This is a genomic window from Pedobacter sp. NO84 (genome assembly GCF_059703915.1).
In genome coordinates this window covers 631,747-647,696 of record NZ_AP046575.1, presented here as the reverse complement: position 1 = coordinate 647,696, position 15,950 = coordinate 631,747, and the positions used below count along the sequence as shown (strand labels likewise).

Below are 15,950 nucleotides of genomic sequence, written 5' to 3'. Positions count from 1 at the left end.
AATGTGGGCAAGGAAAGAACCAATGCCTGCCCGTCTAGGGCAATAACGATTTTTAGATTACTTCGCTTTGCGTATTGTCTCCACGATCCCTTCATTTAGAACGATATACATCCCTAGTCTTTCTTCAGAAACACCATTCTTTAATTTGTAGGTAAAAACGGGCTTTTTATCCTTAAAAAAGGTTTCAAGATAGTTAAATGAAATATTTTCAAACTTCTTCAGCTCTGCTGCTATTTCTACAATGTGGGTCGAAATAATAAATATAGAATTTTTAACAGAAGCAAGTTCCGATATGATCAATAAGGAAGCCTCAGAAGCATCTTTCACATTAGTTCCTCTAAAAAGTTCGTCAAAAATCACAACTATCCTATTGTTCTCCGATAACTGTAATGCCACATCCTTTACACGCTTTACTTCGCTGTAATAATGGCTCAGCCCTTGATCTATATTGTCGTTTAAGTTGATTGTTGTAATTAATCCATTAAAGACAGTGGTGTTCATCGCCTCGGCGGCAACAGGAAAACCTAAGTGCGACAAATAAATAGCGAGACCCAATGATTTAAGTAAGGATGATTTTCCGGCCATATTAGACCCTGTTAAGAATACGATATTCTTATTATGATCAATGATGACATCGTTTTTAACAGGATTTTGTAGTCCAAAATGAAATAGACCTTGCAACTTAACCTGTATTTTTTCATCCGCATTGTATACGGGAAAGGTTAAATCATATTTGCGTGCAACAAGGGCAACATTCTCAAAAACATCAAGTTCATAAATGAGCTGTAATAATTCATTTATTTTACCTATTTCTTTACCCCTAATTGCACTATCAAGTTGGTTTATCTGAAAGAACTTCAGTTTATTTTCATCTAATAGAATGGCCCGATTTAAAATACCTTCTTCAATAATCGTTGTTATTTCTTCAAAGAGCTTAATCAGATAGCTTGGTGTTTCTTCTGAAGAATTATCCTTTACAAAATCGAAAATATATCTTGATAACTTTAAGAGATACTTAATTCCTGTTTTAATAATGTAGTAATCGTTACTAGAATTTTTGGTAAAGTAATCGGACAGGGAGTCTATAAGATTGCTTTTGGATTTCCGTTTATCAGAACTTAGATAGAAAGTTATGAGATCTAGTTCTTCATTTCTGAAGTCTAAGTTTAGTTGATGCTTATGAAAATAGGCAATCGCACCACTCCGCAGCTTCAGTAATTCGATATCTGAAGAAGGGTTTCGCATCATTTCCCTCAATTGATCTCGAGCGCCTTGGGTTCTAGTTCCCTTAAAAAGATCGAAAACCGAGGCTGAATTCGATTGATCTCCGAAAACCTGGAGGTCTTTAAACGTTTGGTTATCGATACTAAAATTACCCATTGTTGATTTGTGTGTTAATCAGCAATGAAGATATAGATTCGAAAACAATTTTATAATGAATTATTTTTGGAGGGGAAATTTACACTATCGTCAACGATTAGTGTTTGCTGTCGCTGGTATCTGCTTTTCTGATAAAGGTTAAAACAAAAGCAGTGATAAAAATAAGTACACAAACTGAAGCTAATGTAATTAAGGTGCAAAGGCCTTGAGCTGATTGATGATCTTCCATGGTGGTAAATTTTCTATAAAGTTAGGTAATTATTCTATTTGGAGAGATACAAGGATAGAAATAAAAACTAAATAGTTGAAAATTATTCCCGAATTTCAGCAATTAATTATGCAGCCATTTAAAGATAAGCCCCTCAATTTAGATAAGAAAACAGCTATCATCAAGGCAGAGAGTTGGTGCGCCTACCAAGAGCGCTCGCAACAGGAAGCTAGGGATAAGTTGTATGAATATGGGCTCCATCAAGCTGAGGTGGAAGAAGTGGTTACAGAATTGATTGTTACCAATTTTTTAAATGAAGAGCGTTTTGCAATGGCTTACGTTTCGGGAAAGGTAAATATCAAAAAATGGGGCCGGATAAAAATAAAACAGGGATTGAAGTTTAAGAAAGTGCCAGAAAAGCTTATTCAAAAAGCGTTAAAAAGCATTGATGAAGATAAATATTTGGCTAATTTATTGGCAACATTAGTGAAGAAATCGGCTGTTTTGCACGAAAAAGATCCAATTAAAAAGAAATATAAGCTGATTACTTACCTACAAGGCAAAGGTTTTGAAAGCGATTTGATTTTTGATGTACTGAAAGCCAATAACTTAACCCAATAGCATTTATTTTTATAAAATATTTCTTGACGGGAATATAAATCTGTTTATATTTGCATTCCCAAACGGAAAGCATCCTTGCTATCCTAAGGAAAACATCGGATGATGTTACAATATGCGAAAGTAGCTCAGTTGGTAGAGCACGACCTTGCCAAGGTCGGGGTCGCGAGTTCGAATCTCGTCTTTCGCTCTAAATGCCTTCCTACCAGGAGGCATTTAATTTTAAAAGCTAAATGGCTTTTAAGCTCGGATGGTGGAACTGGTAGACACGCAGGACTTAAAATCCTGTGCCCTCAACAGGCGTGCGGGTTCGATTCCCGCTCCGAGTACAATCAAATCGAACGGAAGCTATCAGAAATGATAGCTTTTCTTGTTTTGCTCCTAGTTAGTTTAACCTAAACGAAACTCATGTTCGCAACCTATGTCCTTCAATCAGAAAAAAGCGGACGTTTCTATATTGGCCATGCAGAAGACATCATCAGAAGACTCCACAAGCACAATAATGGCCAGGTAACCGCTACCAGGAACAAAGGGCCTTGGACATTGGTATTCCAGGAGGAATTTGATACGAGAGCCCAAGCGGTAAGAAGAGAGCTCTACATCAAATCAAAAAAAAGCAGAAAATTTATAGAGAACCTTATTTTGGATGGTGGAACTGGTAGACACGTCCCGACCTAAAGTCGGGATGCCCTCAACAGGCGTGCCCCGCCCGAGCGGGGCTCCTAGTACATTAACTATATGATAATCAGACTGTTATAAAAAATCAAAACCAAGCCTTTCATAACGAAAGGCTTTTTTTATGGGTTCGAATCTCCTCTTGGGTATTTAAAAATTTTTAAGAAAATATATTATCTTGTACTCTCATAGAGTTGAGAAATGGCAATTTGGCAGTATAAACTATTTATTTTACCAAGAGAAGAAGTAATTTCTTATTTCGGAAATGCGCTTTCAATTACAGAAGAGGCTTTAAATGAAGTTGAATGGTGGAAATATAGACAAATTGGATTAGATAAATTTGATCCATTGCTTAACCTAATACCTTTAGGTAAGTCTTGGTCTAAAGAAATAATTTTATTAGGGAATGAATATTCTGATTTTGTGGAACTCCTCCATGAAAAAGATAAAATATTTGAAATTTCAGCAAGAATAGATTTAAGATCTAATTATACTCAATTCCTTTCCACGCTGTGTGAAGTTGCTGATGAAAACAATTGCTGCTTTGTAAATGATTCTTTAAAAATATTGCCTGCCACTATTTCGATAGTACAGTATGACATCGAAAATTATGGAGTTTTCCAATCTTTTATAGATAAACTCAATGATTAAAAGTATGCTGCGACAGTCATAACAATGTTGCAACAAAACACACATAACTAATTGATTATTAAATTATAACAGATAGCAGAATACTTCCGCTCCGAGTAGATTAAAATCGAACTAAAACCTTTCAGTACTGAAAGGTTTTTCAATTTTATCTTGGAGCGAAAGATGTCGCCACTTTTGGAACAACGCCCATATAGACAAGGTTATTCGAATTTCTTGTATCTGAAATCTATAAATCCCAAGACGAAGAACGTCGCCGCATAGGCACATGAAATCCACATTACGAATGGAATTCTCGCAGCATTCCCGTTGAATGCGATAAATGCCGGAAAATTGAAAAGAACCTTATCGGGATCTATTATTTTATATCCAATCAAATTAATCATGCCAAGGATGCTGAACATTATCCCAACGCCTATCGGCACCAAAAAATTCCTGAATCGAAGTCCAAGCCAAAACTGCAGCGTTGAAAGGGCCAAAATAGAAATATAAGTTTCGATGATCATCGTACCATATTGCTCCAGGTCGAGTTGATGCGAAAAAAACTTAAACTCTGGATAAAGGGCATTAAAAATAATGCATACGAAGGCCATGACGAGGATATTAACCGCCAAAAAAGTGAGGATAAAGGTCTGAAAAACAATATACTTAGAAAAATACAATCTTGCAAAAGTCTGCGGAGAGGCCAACACCTGCTTCCACGTATGGTAACGATATTCGATCTGCGGCAAGAGGGTGCCCATGAACACTACGAACATTGGTAAAAACACAATGCTGATAATTAGCCGGCCCTGATGGAAAAATTGGTTCCATGGGTCCTGTAAGACTTGTTTAATCTGCTTTGCATTAGATGGGTCTCCCAGATCAAGCACCAAGGGTACCAAGATGGGTGCAAAAGAAGCCATAATGATGGTTAGGGTCCACAAGCGCGAACGCTTGGTCTTGATAAATTCTGATCTTAAGGAAATTAATATGCTCATTGATGGCTATGGGTTAGGTTAATAAATAATTGTTGGGACTTGCTTTACAGGGGATGCTCCAGTATGTAAACAAGCCAAGAACTAAACAAAAAAGTATAGACTTCCCAATCGATATTTTAGTGTACTAGTGAGTTAATACACAAGTTTAGGTAAAAAAAATTATTTTATTAAATAAAATGTGTGATAAACAGACATTTCTAAGCAACTAGTAGACGATGCCTTAAGATTTTTACGGAAACGTTTGGGTATTTGAAATGTTAAGAGTACAAACACGCAAAGCGGTATACCTTGCGTGTTTTTTTGCTTAAAACTTGATATCAAAGTTATCGGGAACGATGATTAATTGAAGAGATTTGCTGATTACTTGTGCAATTTCTTTTTAACCATTATCAACAGTTTTGGGTCATCTGCATAAATGCGGTCTATCCCCATCTTTTCAAGCGCTTCCATCTGAGCCCAATCATAGACATTCCATGCACCCGCTTGAAGATTAGCGGCATGAATTTTACTAATCTTTTCGGCCGTAATGCCATCATAATGTAGAACGAGGGTTTCAAAACCCTTTTCTTTAGCGACCCGAATGTCATCATCAATGTCAGTGGTAGCAAGGCGGTCCCAAAAAACAGGTATACCGGGCGCGAGATTTTTAACAACAGACATGTTAGGTAAACTCACACTGTTAAACCCTACCATTTTCTCAGCCTTTGTAGCTATAACAATAGCCATTGCCTCGGGTACGCAATCTACCTTAGGATGTATAGAAAAACGTGTGCGTTTCTGTTGCATAATCAGTTTGATTGCTTCGCTTAATAAAGGCATGCGTTGAGCAGGGCACTGAGCCAAGCTAAGATTGTTTCTATTACGAAAGCCAATAGCTATATCTATTTGCTTCAACTCCTCAAAGGTAGAGTTGGCTATAATTAAGTCTTTATCACCGTTGCGTTTTGTAGTGGCGTCGTGGGAAACCACAATTTGTCCGTCTTTTGTTTTATGAATATCCAGCTCTATCCAATCTGCATGTATATCAATTGCGGCTTTGAAGGATATCAAGGTATTTTCAGGATAAGCAGCTGAATATCCACGGTGGGCTGTAACGCCTTTTACAACTGCCATTGTATCTATTTTTGACGATTGCGCCCATGTAAACAAAGGCATGCTTAGGCTAGCTAGGAGCACTATTTTTAACTTGTTCATTTTTTTTCTGCGTTAATTACTGTGTGACCGTTTACCAGGGGCAAGCACCAAAATAGAAACATATTAAGAAATAACCCCATTTTCTAGTCAAACATGCTAGTTAGAATAATGTTATGCGCAAACATAATATCTAATCAAATTAGGCAAATTGTCTTCCCAAAAATTAGTAACATGAAAAAACCTAAAAATGTTTAACCTTGATCCGAAAATAACAAAATTGTGCCAGCCTATTATGCCAACTTGATGCTAGGAGATCCAAAATTCTCGGTAGAAACGGAGTGAGGCAGCAATCCGGATATATGTGGTTTTGTGAAATAAAGATGATAAAAGCGGTTGTTTTAGCTATTAAAATTTTGGGCGAGAATACGATCGATATTCCATGCCTGTCAGGCAGGCATATTACATTATAAACTTCACTATTTGTTACTTGTATGGAAACCCGTAACCATTTGCGAAATAAACTGCAAAGCTTTACAAATCAATTTGCGTTAAATTTTTATGATAAAAAAAGTATGGGTCACAGTTAAGCAAAACTTTCTTTTTATGGTATTTATTTGTAAATCTGAATGGCGAAAATTCAAGAAAGGATGTGGTAGCATGTTTAAAAGCAATAACGATGATGAGCCCTTTGATAATTGGATGGATCGTAATGCTTGGTAATGCCTTACAGCCAAAACGGTAAATTGCCATTTTACATCTTCCATATTTCATATTCCATCTTCCCTACCTTGGTAGCCAGGCATTTTATCTATTCACACTCAATCCCATGCCCAAACCTGATCATATGCCCATCTAGATCCTGAACAAGCATTTCCCTCATAAACCAAGGTTTATCTTCTGGAGGTGATATAACATTGGCTCCACGAATTTTAATCATATCGTAATATTCATCCACGTTATTTAAGTTTATACAAATCCATGTACCTGGGTGGCCCTGAGCTTGTTGGCAAAAGAAAATGCGCACATCTTCTCCCCAAAAAACACCGCCAAATGTAGGCGGATCTCCCCACTCCCATTGATCTGTAAAGCCAAGTACTGTTGTATAATGAGCAATACTTTCACTAACATTTTTCGAATACAGAATTGGAACTAATGATTCTGGTTTCATCATATTAAATACGTAATAATCTTAGCAAAGAATACTTATAAATGGCATTATATGTTCTCGCTACAATATTTTTTCTACCTCTGCTTTATAATTTCTCCCAATAGGTACCTGAAAATTATCAATTATGATCTTATTTCGTTCAATCCTTTTAATTGCGGGGATGGATACCAAAAAGGACTTATGCACCCTGATAAAAAGAACTGATGGAAACATTTCCTGAACCATTTTTACAGAGCCTTTAATTACAATTCTTTCTTCGAAGGTGTGGATAATGGCGTAATCTTTTAGTCCCTGGATATGTGTAACCTGATTAAAGTAAAGTTTAATTTTTTTAACTCCACTTTTCACAAAGATAAATTCTGGTGTATTCTCTCCTACTTCCAATTTCGCGTTTTGCGATTTAAGGGAAAGAAAGTCGTTTACTTTCTCTATTGCTGCAGAAAACCTGGAAAATGAGATCGGCTTGAGTAAAAAATCAATCACACCCAACTCAAATCCTTCAAAGGCATAGTCGCGATAGGCGGTGGTAAAGATGGTAAGCGGAGGTTGATCCAATTCTTTCAAAAAATTGATGCCTGTAATTTCGGGCATTTCAATATCTAAAAGGAGGATATCGGTGGTATTCCTTTCCAGAAACGACCTGGCAGCAGGAGCATTATTAAATTTGCCTATCAACACTAGGTCGGGCATGTTAGAAATATGTTCTTCCAATACATCCTGAGCAAGTGGCTCATCATCTATGATAACGCACTTAATCATAAATCAAGAATTAAAATAAGTTTAAACGTATTGGGATCTTCTATAATATCAAGCGTGTGCTTTCCTGAGTATAGCAACTGAAGTCGTTGTTTAAGGTTTGAAAGTCCTATTCCACTACCCTTATGTTCCGCGATCCCATGAAAATTTGACCTCCCATTTTCAATAGTGAAGAAAAGTTTGTTGCCCTTAATTTCAATAAAAATGTGCAACCAGGCATTTTGAACCATTTTGCTTATCCCATGCTTAAATGCGTTCTCTAGTGTAGGAAGCAACATAAAAGGTGCAATTTGTTTACCCTTAGCCTCACCTTTTTTTGTTAAAATGATTTCGGCATCGTTGCCTTGTCGCATTTTTTCAAGCTCAAGGTAATTTTCTAAATAGTGAAGCTCCTTTTCTAACGGAACAAAGGTCTCCTCGCTTTCATAAAGCATGTATTCCATCATCTCTGATAATTTTAGCACTACTTCTGGCGCCTGATTAGATTTTTTAATGGTAAGCGAGTACAAACTGTTTAAGACATTGAACAAAAAATGCGGGTTAACCTGGGCCCTTAGATAATTAACTTCCGCTTTTAGTTTCTCAATCTTTGTTTTTTGTAGCATCTGGTTTTGTCCGTACCAATCTAAGCTTAATTTAAGCGAAAGCATTAATGCAAGATACCATAGCGTACTAAAGAAATTGTAAGATAAGGCTTCTATCAAGTTGCTACTGCGCATTGGACCAACAACAAACCCATACATGTAAAAATCAAATAGGCTTTGAACGGTGAGATAGCCAATTACAGAAATGATAACTGAAACGAAATAGAAGATGTATTTTTTCTTTAACAGAAATTTGGGTAAAAAGTAAGTCAGGTTGAGGTAAGCAATCACAATGAGTAATGCAATTCTGATGCTAACGCAGGCCACAAAATAGGGCATACTGGCCTTATGTATGAGATACTTTTTCTCGTACATGAAAAATCCTGTGATCAGGATCCAATAGGCACAATGAATCAGTGCATACTTTACAGAAACAGCTTTATTTGAAAATGGCAGATTAAATTGTTTATCCAGAAAATCCATTTTTATGAGTATGAGTATCGTTAAAGCCCTCGGTTTAAAGATTCTTAATTCCTAAATGGCTAAGCATCGGGCTAATTTTATTCTTCTTCTAAAGGAACCGAAAACTAATGGACCTGCAAAATTATATCGACAAACAGCACTAAAAGTAGATGAATATAAGGATAAAAGACCGATGTCTACTATTCGGGTTATTGGTCTACTATTTTTCTGTGCTATTTCTAATTGGGTTAATCTTGTACAATAAACTTATCTAATATTTAAAAATATGAAAAAAATCATTTTCAATCCAGCGTTTACTAAGATGTTTACTCTGGTTACATTATCTGTTATCTTGTTTAGTTTCACCCCAATGCGGGGATTAGACCGGTACGCAATTTACTTAAACAAAAAACTTGTGTTGGATATAGCGGTAACCCAACCCTTGAGTTCCAGGGTACTGCAATTGGGTAAAGCAGCCGAAAAAGATAACCTATCTATCAATTATGTACACTGCATGAACAAAGGTGCCGGCAAAAGCAGAAGCATCGCTTTAAAGGATGAAAAGGGAAATGTATTAAAGAAATGGCAGTTCGCAGATGCCAAAAGTTCTGATCTAAGCATGTCTTTACCTTTGACCGAAGTGTTCAGGGTAGAAAAAACCCACCCTAATAATACGCTCAGTCTTTACTATTCTTCAAAAGAGCTAACTAAAAGTGAAATGCTATCAACCCTTAGTTTTAAATAATTAAAGGTTTTGGATTTTGCAGTGATGGTTCATGGTTCATGGTTGATGGATCATGGTTCATGGAAAGATCACAAACAGCCGCAGATGCGCAGACTTCTGTTAGCCGAGAAATCTATGCATCTGTGGCCAATCATTTTTAATCTGTGGCTAAAAATTTATCCTGACAACCAGGAGAATACTAATCTTGCTGACCGTGCTAGCTGGTTGAAGTTTTCCTAGTTCATGAATCTTAGTTCATGGTTCATGGATCATGGTTCATGGAAAGATCACAAACAGCCGCAGATGCGCAGAGTTCTGTTAGCAAAGAAATCTGTGCATCTGTGTCCAATCAATCATTTTTAATCTGTGGCTAAAAATTTATCCTGCATACCAAGAGAATACTGATCTTGCTGTCCGGGGCAGCTGATAGTAGTATTTGCCTATCCCCCCAATCCATGAACTATGATCTAATCAGCAAATCCCTTTCTCAACGAAGCGTTGATCCCGCAATTTTTGTTTTGAAGATTAAAGCCTAACTTAGTTGAGAGAATTTATATAATGAGTACCACGCCCTATTCAATAGCTCAGATTGCCGAAATTTTAAATGCCAAAGCTAAATTACCGCAGCCCCAATCCTTAATTAGAAAGCTGTTAACAGATAGTCGAACGGTAATTGATCCCGAAGGTTCATTATTTTTTGCAGTTAAGGCACAACGAGATGGGCACCAGTTTATACCCAATGCCTACGAGAATGGGGTTCGTAACTTTGTAGTTGTTGATCCAACCTATGCATTATCTTATCCTGAGGCCAACTTTTTAATTGTTAATAACGTGCTTAAATCATTACAGGATTTGGCAGCATACAATAGAAAGGATAACGATTTAAAAGTAATAGGAATAACGGGCAGTAATGGCAAAACCATAGTAAAAGAGTGGCTCTATCAATTATTAGCATCTGATTTTAATATTATCCGTAGCCCAAAAAGCTTTAATTCGCAAATAGGTGTTCCCTTATCGGTATGGCAAATTAAACCGGAACATACCCTAGGTATTTTTGAGGCGGGTATTTCTACCAAAGAAGAAATGTTGCCGTTAGCTAACATAATCATGCCGAACATTGGTATTTTAACCAATATTAATGAAGCCCATGCAGAAGGTTTTGATAGTAAGGCCCATAAATTAGTCGAAAAACTCAAACTGTTCGAAGAGGTAGATCTTTTTATCTTCGCCCCCGAATACATAGAGGATATAGCTATTGAAAAATTGCCGGGAAAAACCAGATTTAGCTGGAGTACAAGCTCCCCTGCCGATCTTCATATCAACTTTATTGAGCCTATTGATGGCAAAAACTACGTCAGGGCCACTTATCAGGAAAAAGAAATCGAATGCCTCATACCTTTTAGCGATAAAGCCTCGATAGAAAATGGCATTATTTGCTGGGCTACTTTGCTGGCGATGGGTTATACACCAGAAGAAGCAGATTTGAGGTTAGAAAAACTTACCCCTATCAGTATGCGCCTCGAACTGATCAACGGTATTGAAAACTGTTCGGTAATAGATGATTCGTATAGTGCGGATATCTCCTCTTTAGCCATTGCCCTCGACTTTTTAAATCAACAGAACCAGCACGCAAAAAAAACATTGATTTTATCTGATATCTACGAAACCGGAAAATCAAATGATATCCTTTATGCAGAAATTGCCGCTTTATTGGCGCAAAAAAATCTAAACCGATTAATTGGAATTGGCCCTCATATCACATCCTTTGCAGACAAATTTAACTTGGAAAGCCAATTTTATGAAAGCACCCAAGCTTTTATAGACCAATTACCGGCCATTCATTTTGCCCATGAAACAATTTTGATTAAAGGTGCACGAAGATTTGAATTTGGAAGGATCAGCAAATTGCTTACCCAAAAAATTCATGATACGGTGTTAGAAATTGATTTGAATGCCCTTTCGTCAAACTTACAGTTTTATCGCTCCAAACTCAATCCAAGGGTTAAAATAATGGCGATGGTTAAGGCCTTTTCTTATGGAAGTGGAAGTTTCGAAATTGCGAATCTCTTACAATATCACAAAGTGGATTATTTGGCAGTTGCTTATGCCGACGAAGGCATCGCCCTACGTAAGGCGGGCATTAGCTTGCCCATTATGGTAATGAGCCCCGAACCTTCAGCTTTCGAAGCCATAGTTAACCATAAATTAGAGCCAGAAATATACAATACGAGTATTTTAAAAAGCTTTATAAATTCTTTGCCCGCTCAAGCGATTGGTTTTCCGATCCATTTAAAATTAGATACGGGGATGCATCGATTAGGGTTCGAAAGAGCAGATCTACCTGCATTGTTGGAAGTAATAAAGGATAATATAGCCGTGAAAATTGTCTCTGTTTTTACGCATTTGGTGGCCAGTGATGAGGCAGAACATGATGGATTTACCAGCCATCAGTTGTCAGAATTTTCAAGCTTATTTGAAGAAATTTCGGATGTACTGGACTATCAACCCCTCAAACATGTGCTAAATACATCGGGCGTAACCAGATGGCCAGAGGCTCAATTTGATATGGTGAGGATCGGTATTGGATTGTATGGCTATGATACTGCCCTAAAAGAAAACCATGGGCTGCAAACTGTGGCTATTCTAAAAACAACTGTTACTCAGGTTAAAGAATTAAAGCCCGGCGAAACGGTGGGTTACAGTCGCAAAGGGATTATGCCAAACGGCGGAAGGATTGCCACGGTAAAAATTGGTTATGCAGACGGGTACAACCGAAATTTCGGCAATGGAGTTGGAAAGATGAGCATACATGGGAAACTCGTACCAACTATCGGATCCATCTGCATGGATATGTGTATGCTAGATGTAAGTGGGCTCACGGTTAATACAGGAGATGAAGTAATAGTTTTTGATTCGCAGCATACCATAGTTGACCTGGCCAATGAAATAGGTACCATACCCTATGAAATTTTGACCAATATTTCTCAACGGGTAAAAAGGGCCTACTATTATGAATAATGCCCGGATAGGTTGTAATTATAGCTGAAACTCAATTTTAAACTCCGTTCCTTCATTTACGCTACTCATAATGCTTATCTTACCATCAAGTGCTTCTACTTGCGTTTTCACCATGTAAAGGCCCATTCCTTTTCCTTCTACATGCGTATGGAACCGCTTATATAGTCCAAAAACCTGCTCTCCTCTTTTTTGAAGGTCAAATCCCAATCCGTTGTCACTGAAAAACAATTGAATCTTATTTTTTATGAGCTTGCTTTTTACCTCTATCAAACAGGGAATTCCTTGTTGACGATATTTTATGCTATTGGAAATTAGATTATAAAATATACTGTATAAATAGCTTTTTACGGTTACTAAATGATCGATCTCTGCAAAATCGCAAGCAATGGTTACCTGTTCTTTTTCTATCAAATTTTGGATGCTGTTTTGAATGTCGTTAACGAGGCCCGACAAAGTAACCACTACTCTCAGCTCATTTATTTGGTGCCTTATTTGTAAAATTTGGTTTAGATCTTTTACTACATCATCCAACTTTGTTGCCGAATCTTGAAGTCCTTGCATAAGGGTATACGCATTATCTTCAACATTCAGATCATCTTTCATGATTGCGGTTACTCCGATAATATTAGCAACAGGGGCGCGAAGGTTGTGTGAAACGATATAGGTAAACTGCTCTAAATCTTTATTTCTTTGGATCAGATCAGCAGTTATTTTCTCCTTTTCTATTTCATCCATTTTTCTGGATGTAATATCGGTTAACATAGCGATAGCGCCTAAATAAGTCCCCCCCTCATCAATAATCGGACTAGCTGATACATTAACCCATATTCTTTGTCCGTCTTTATGTATGTAAACTTGCTCAAAATCTTCTGAAATTCCCTTTTTTCTTCGTTCAAGCTTTTCTTCAATGCTAACTTTTCCTTCTTCATCCAGTAAATCAAAAGTATTCTTTCCCATCATTTCTTCGAATGTATAGCCAAAAATTTGGCAAAGCCTTTTGTTTACAAAAACGGTGTCATTATTCTGGCCTACCTGCCAAATGCCTTCTTGTGAAGTTTCAATAATCTGCCTATATTTTTCTTCGCTTTTTTTCAGATTTTTCTCGGCTATTTTCTCTATGGTTATATCATGCAAGGTCCCATGCAAACCGATGGCTCTTCCATTTTGGTCAAGTTCAAACTTACTTCTGGAGCGGATATGCTTAATGGTTCCATCTCTCAAGACTATCCGGTGATTGATATCGGTTTCACCACGCGTTTGTTGTGCCCTATTGTTTACCGAAATCATCTCATCAAGATCATCTGGATGTATAAATTTCAACCAATTGGCATATGTATGCTTGTTATCTGTAGGAGAGAGGCCATATATGTTACACGCTTCTTCAGACCATAACGCAATATTCGTTTCAAAAGACAGCACCCAACTCCCAAGGTGGGCTGTTTTCTGAGCCTCATTTAATCTTTTTTCATTCAGCCCTAGAGATTCTTCTGCTTTTTTTCTGGCGGTAATATCTCTAGAATGGCAAGCAGTGCCAATTACTTCGTGGTCTTTACGAATGGGGTAAAAAGAAATTTCCGACCAGGATTCTATGGGTGAGGTGATGTATTCCATTTCCAAGAACTCCTCTCCGGCAAGTGCACGTTTATAATAGGCTCTAAATCGATCAAATTGTTCCTTAGATAACACTAAAGATAATACATCATCACCTTTGGTGATTTCTTTCTTCGTGGTAAGTTTAATCACTTCGAAAAAAGGTTGATTAAACGTAATCAGCTCACAATCTAAATTGATACTCCACATCAGATCGGTTGTATTATTAATTAGGGCATTTAAATTATTCTTGTCAAACTCGCGTTGTTTTTCACTTAGTTTCTTTTCCGAAATATCCCGGATAAATCCGATGAAAGCTATTTCACCGTTGATTTGCGACGAGCTAATACTTAGCGAAACATCAATTTCGCTCCCGTCTTTCTTTACCGCTCGGATTTCAGTGGCTTTCCCAATCAGAACTTTTTCTCCAGTTTTGAGGTGATTACTAAAGCCAGCCGCATGCAACTTCCGGTATCTTTTTGGGATTACAGTTTCAGCTAAAGGTGTGCCCAACACCTCGGTTTCTTTCCATCCGAATAAAGCTTCAGATTTATCATCCCATTTGGTAATTACTCCCATTTTATTGATAACAATTACCGCATCCAATGATGCTGCATAAATAGTTTTTACAAGATTATTACTTTCGATCTGTGTTTGAAGTGCTCGCTTCTGATCAGAGATATCGCGAAAATTAGTGACCATGGCGTTAATGCCAGGCTCATCAAGCATGTTTGTTATCGTAGCTTCACACCAGATCCACTTTCCGGTTTTATGTTTTAAACGTAATTGATGATGGTAAGATGCTCCCGGACTTTTAAGTATCTCGACTCTGTTTTTGATGAAAATTTCCAGATCGTTAGGGTGAATAAAATTGGTTGCCATCGTATTCGAAATTTCGGTGGGCTCATAGCCAAATATCTTAGTAATTGAGGGACTTCCATAAAGCATTTCTCCTTTCGCAGTAGAAAGGGTAATCATATCAGATCCATTTTCTATAAGGGAACGAAAACGCTTTTCGTTGTCTTTAACTGATTTCAATGCTAATTTTTGCTCAGTTTTATCAACAGACAAGACTGAAATGCCCTCTGGAATGGGATCCACACACAGGTCGAAATTAGACTTTGACCCATCGGGGAAGACGAACTCGGTCTCGAAACGCTGAGATATCCTATGTTTCATGCAGCGCTGCATTTTTTTGAACAGTACTGTTTTTTCGATGCCCGGGTATTTTTCAAATAAGGTAAACCCTATCAGTTCTTCTCTTGAATAGGGGCTAAATTTTACCGACGCATCGTTTACATATAAATATCGCCATTGAAAATCATGAAGCTGTACACCCTCGATCAGATTATCAAGCGTGTGCCGAAACTTCTTTTCGTTATTAATTATCAATTCTTCAGTCTCTTTTTGGCGTTTTTGCTTCTCAAAGAGATCTAGCCCGAATGAAATATCGCGTGTAGCCTCTTCCAATAGCCTGATTTCTTCTTCTCCAAAAAAATGGAGATCACTCGAATAAAGAGTAAAAGCACCTATAACCTCATCTGATTTTTTGATCGGGATTACAATGCAGGATTGAATATCGTTTGCTGCAGCAAATGCTTTCAAACTTGTTAGTTCAAGGTTGTTTTCGATATCGTTGCAAATATAGGAAACTCCGGTGTGCAACACCTTTGCCTGTAGGCTATCTAGATCGAAAGGTATGGTTAAAAATAAAGGAATTTCTTGCGAAGGTATTCCGCTCTGATCAACCAGATTAAGCGCTTTGGTTTCATTTTGATATAAACCTATCCAAGCCATTTTGAATTTACCAAATTGGAGCGCAACTTGGCAAGAAATACGGAAGAGGCTCTCCGCATCCTTAATTCTAACAATGTTATGATTTACCTGACTAATAAATGCTAAAAGCTGGTTTGCCTTATTTAATTTCTCTAATTTTATTTTATTCATACATTGTTAATCCTTCCCAACAATATGCATGATTTAGGGGAAGGTTAACACGTAAAGA

The 15,950-nt window shown here is 37.3% G+C and carries 13 protein-coding genes and 2 tRNA genes; 7 read left to right on the top strand and 8 right to left on the bottom strand.

All coding sequences use genetic code 11. From position 1 onward, the window contains the following. Window positions 1-57: 57 nt before the first annotated feature. Complete coding sequence (locus AC6H0V_RS02990; protein WP_497562224.1) at window positions 58-1,380, bottom strand: MutS-related protein; 1,323 nt, start codon at window positions 1,378-1,380, stop codon at window positions 58-60. 97 nt (window positions 1,381-1,477) lie between these two features. Further along, window positions 1,478-1,609 carry a hypothetical protein gene (locus AC6H0V_RS02985; RefSeq protein ID WP_497562223.1) on the bottom strand — a complete coding sequence of 44 codons (132 nt, stop codon included), beginning with the start codon at window positions 1,607-1,609 and terminating at the stop codon, window positions 1,478-1,480. 75 nt (window positions 1,610-1,684) lie between these two features. Here AC6H0V_RS02985 and AC6H0V_RS02980 point away from each other — a divergent pair, with 75 nt between their 5' ends. From AC6H0V_RS02980 to AC6H0V_RS02960, 5 genes are all read left to right on the top strand, one after another. Beyond that, entirely contained in the window at window positions 1,685-2,209 is a 525-nt protein-coding gene (locus AC6H0V_RS02980) for a regulatory protein RecX (protein ID WP_497562222.1), read from the top strand. A gap of 114 nt (window positions 2,210-2,323) precedes the next feature. Next, window positions 2,324-2,396 (top strand) — tRNA-Gly (locus tag AC6H0V_RS02975). Window positions 2,397-2,450: 54 nt separating this feature from the next. After that, window positions 2,451-2,535: transfer RNA gene (locus AC6H0V_RS02970), tRNA-Leu, on the top strand. 79 nt (window positions 2,536-2,614) lie between these two features. After that, the gene (locus AC6H0V_RS02965; protein ID WP_497562221.1) at window positions 2,615-2,884 is read left to right on the top strand and encodes a GIY-YIG nuclease family protein; all 270 of its coding nucleotides are present in this window, start codon (window positions 2,615-2,617) and stop codon (window positions 2,882-2,884) included. Between the two features lie 198 nt (window positions 2,885-3,082). After that, on the top strand, window positions 3,083-3,532 hold the full coding sequence (locus AC6H0V_RS02960; protein ID WP_497562220.1) for a hypothetical protein: 450 nt from the start codon (window positions 3,083-3,085) through the stop codon (window positions 3,530-3,532). Between the two features lie 200 nt (window positions 3,533-3,732). Here AC6H0V_RS02960 and AC6H0V_RS02955 read toward each other — a convergent pair whose 3' ends face one another. The 5 genes from AC6H0V_RS02955 to AC6H0V_RS02935 form a co-directional block, all read right to left on the bottom strand. Continuing rightward, entirely contained in the window at window positions 3,733-4,509 is a 777-nt protein-coding gene (locus tag AC6H0V_RS02955) for an ABC transporter permease (protein WP_497562219.1), read from the bottom strand. A 360-nt stretch (window positions 4,510-4,869) separates the two neighbouring features. Continuing rightward, the gene (locus AC6H0V_RS02950; protein ID WP_497562218.1) at window positions 4,870-5,703 is read right to left on the bottom strand and encodes a glycerophosphodiester phosphodiesterase; all 834 of its coding nucleotides are present in this window, start codon (window positions 5,701-5,703) and stop codon (window positions 4,870-4,872) included. A 748-nt stretch (window positions 5,704-6,451) separates the two neighbouring features. Beyond that, entirely contained in the window at window positions 6,452-6,814 is a 363-nt protein-coding gene (locus tag AC6H0V_RS02945) for a VOC family protein (RefSeq protein WP_497562217.1), read from the bottom strand. A gap of 57 nt (window positions 6,815-6,871) precedes the next feature. Continuing rightward, entirely contained in the window at window positions 6,872-7,570 is a 699-nt protein-coding gene (locus AC6H0V_RS02940; RefSeq protein ID WP_497562216.1) for a LytR/AlgR family response regulator transcription factor, read from the bottom strand. Then, entirely contained in the window at window positions 7,567-8,634 is a 1,068-nt protein-coding gene (locus tag AC6H0V_RS02935) for a sensor histidine kinase (protein ID WP_497562215.1), read from the bottom strand. Before AC6H0V_RS02935 ends, AC6H0V_RS02940 begins: the two co-directional genes overlap by 4 nt. A 265-nt stretch (window positions 8,635-8,899) precedes the next feature. Here AC6H0V_RS02935 and AC6H0V_RS02930 point away from each other — a divergent pair, with 265 nt between their 5' ends. Further along, window positions 8,900-9,358: a hypothetical protein gene (locus tag AC6H0V_RS02930; RefSeq protein WP_497562214.1), complete on the top strand. Its 459-nt coding sequence runs from the start codon at window positions 8,900-8,902 to the stop codon at window positions 9,356-9,358. A gap of 537 nt (window positions 9,359-9,895) precedes the next feature. Then, entirely contained in the window at window positions 9,896-12,355 is a 2,460-nt protein-coding gene (locus AC6H0V_RS02925) for a bifunctional UDP-N-acetylmuramoyl-tripeptide:D-alanyl-D-alanine ligase/alanine racemase (protein WP_497562213.1), read from the top strand. A gap of 18 nt (window positions 12,356-12,373) precedes the next feature. Here the strand turns inward: AC6H0V_RS02925 and AC6H0V_RS02920 are convergent, their stop codons facing one another. Beyond that, the gene (locus AC6H0V_RS02920) at window positions 12,374-15,892 is read right to left on the bottom strand and encodes a PAS domain S-box protein (RefSeq protein WP_497562212.1); all 3,519 of its coding nucleotides are present in this window, start codon (window positions 15,890-15,892) and stop codon (window positions 12,374-12,376) included. Between the last annotated feature and the right edge of the window lie 58 nt (window positions 15,893-15,950).

Bases quoted from the DNA above. Each gene is read 5' to 3' on its own strand.
- AC6H0V_RS02945 (WP_497562217.1), bottom strand. From the start codon at position 6,814: ATGATGAAACCAGAATCATTAGTTCCAATTCTGTATTCGAAAAATGTT.
- AC6H0V_RS02990 (WP_497562224.1), bottom strand. From the start codon at position 1,380: ATGGGTAATTTTAGTATCGATAACCAAACGTTTAAAGACCTCCAGGTT.
- AC6H0V_RS02960 (WP_497562220.1), top strand. From the start codon at position 3,083: ATGGCAATTTGGCAGTATAAACTATTTATTTTACCAAGAGAAGAAGTA.
- AC6H0V_RS02965 (WP_497562221.1), top strand. From the start codon at position 2,615: ATGTTCGCAACCTATGTCCTTCAATCAGAAAAAAGCGGACGTTTCTAT.
- AC6H0V_RS02920 (WP_497562212.1), bottom strand. From the start codon at position 15,892: ATGAATAAAATAAAATTAGAGAAATTAAATAAGGCAAACCAGCTTTTA.
- AC6H0V_RS02925 (WP_497562213.1), top strand. From the start codon at position 9,896: ATGAGTACCACGCCCTATTCAATAGCTCAGATTGCCGAAATTTTAAAT.
- AC6H0V_RS02935 (WP_497562215.1), bottom strand. From the start codon at position 8,634: ATGGATTTTCTGGATAAACAATTTAATCTGCCATTTTCAAATAAAGCT.
- AC6H0V_RS02930 (WP_497562214.1), top strand. From the start codon at position 8,900: ATGAAAAAAATCATTTTCAATCCAGCGTTTACTAAGATGTTTACTCTG.
- AC6H0V_RS02940 (WP_497562216.1), bottom strand. From the start codon at position 7,570: ATGATTAAGTGCGTTATCATAGATGATGAGCCACTTGCTCAGGATGTA.
- AC6H0V_RS02950 (WP_497562218.1), bottom strand. From the start codon at position 5,703: ATGAACAAGTTAAAAATAGTGCTCCTAGCTAGCCTAAGCATGCCTTTG.
- AC6H0V_RS02985 (WP_497562223.1), bottom strand. From the start codon at position 1,609: ATGGAAGATCATCAATCAGCTCAAGGCCTTTGCACCTTAATTACATTA.
- AC6H0V_RS02955 (WP_497562219.1), bottom strand. From the start codon at position 4,509: ATGAGCATATTAATTTCCTTAAGATCAGAATTTATCAAGACCAAGCGT.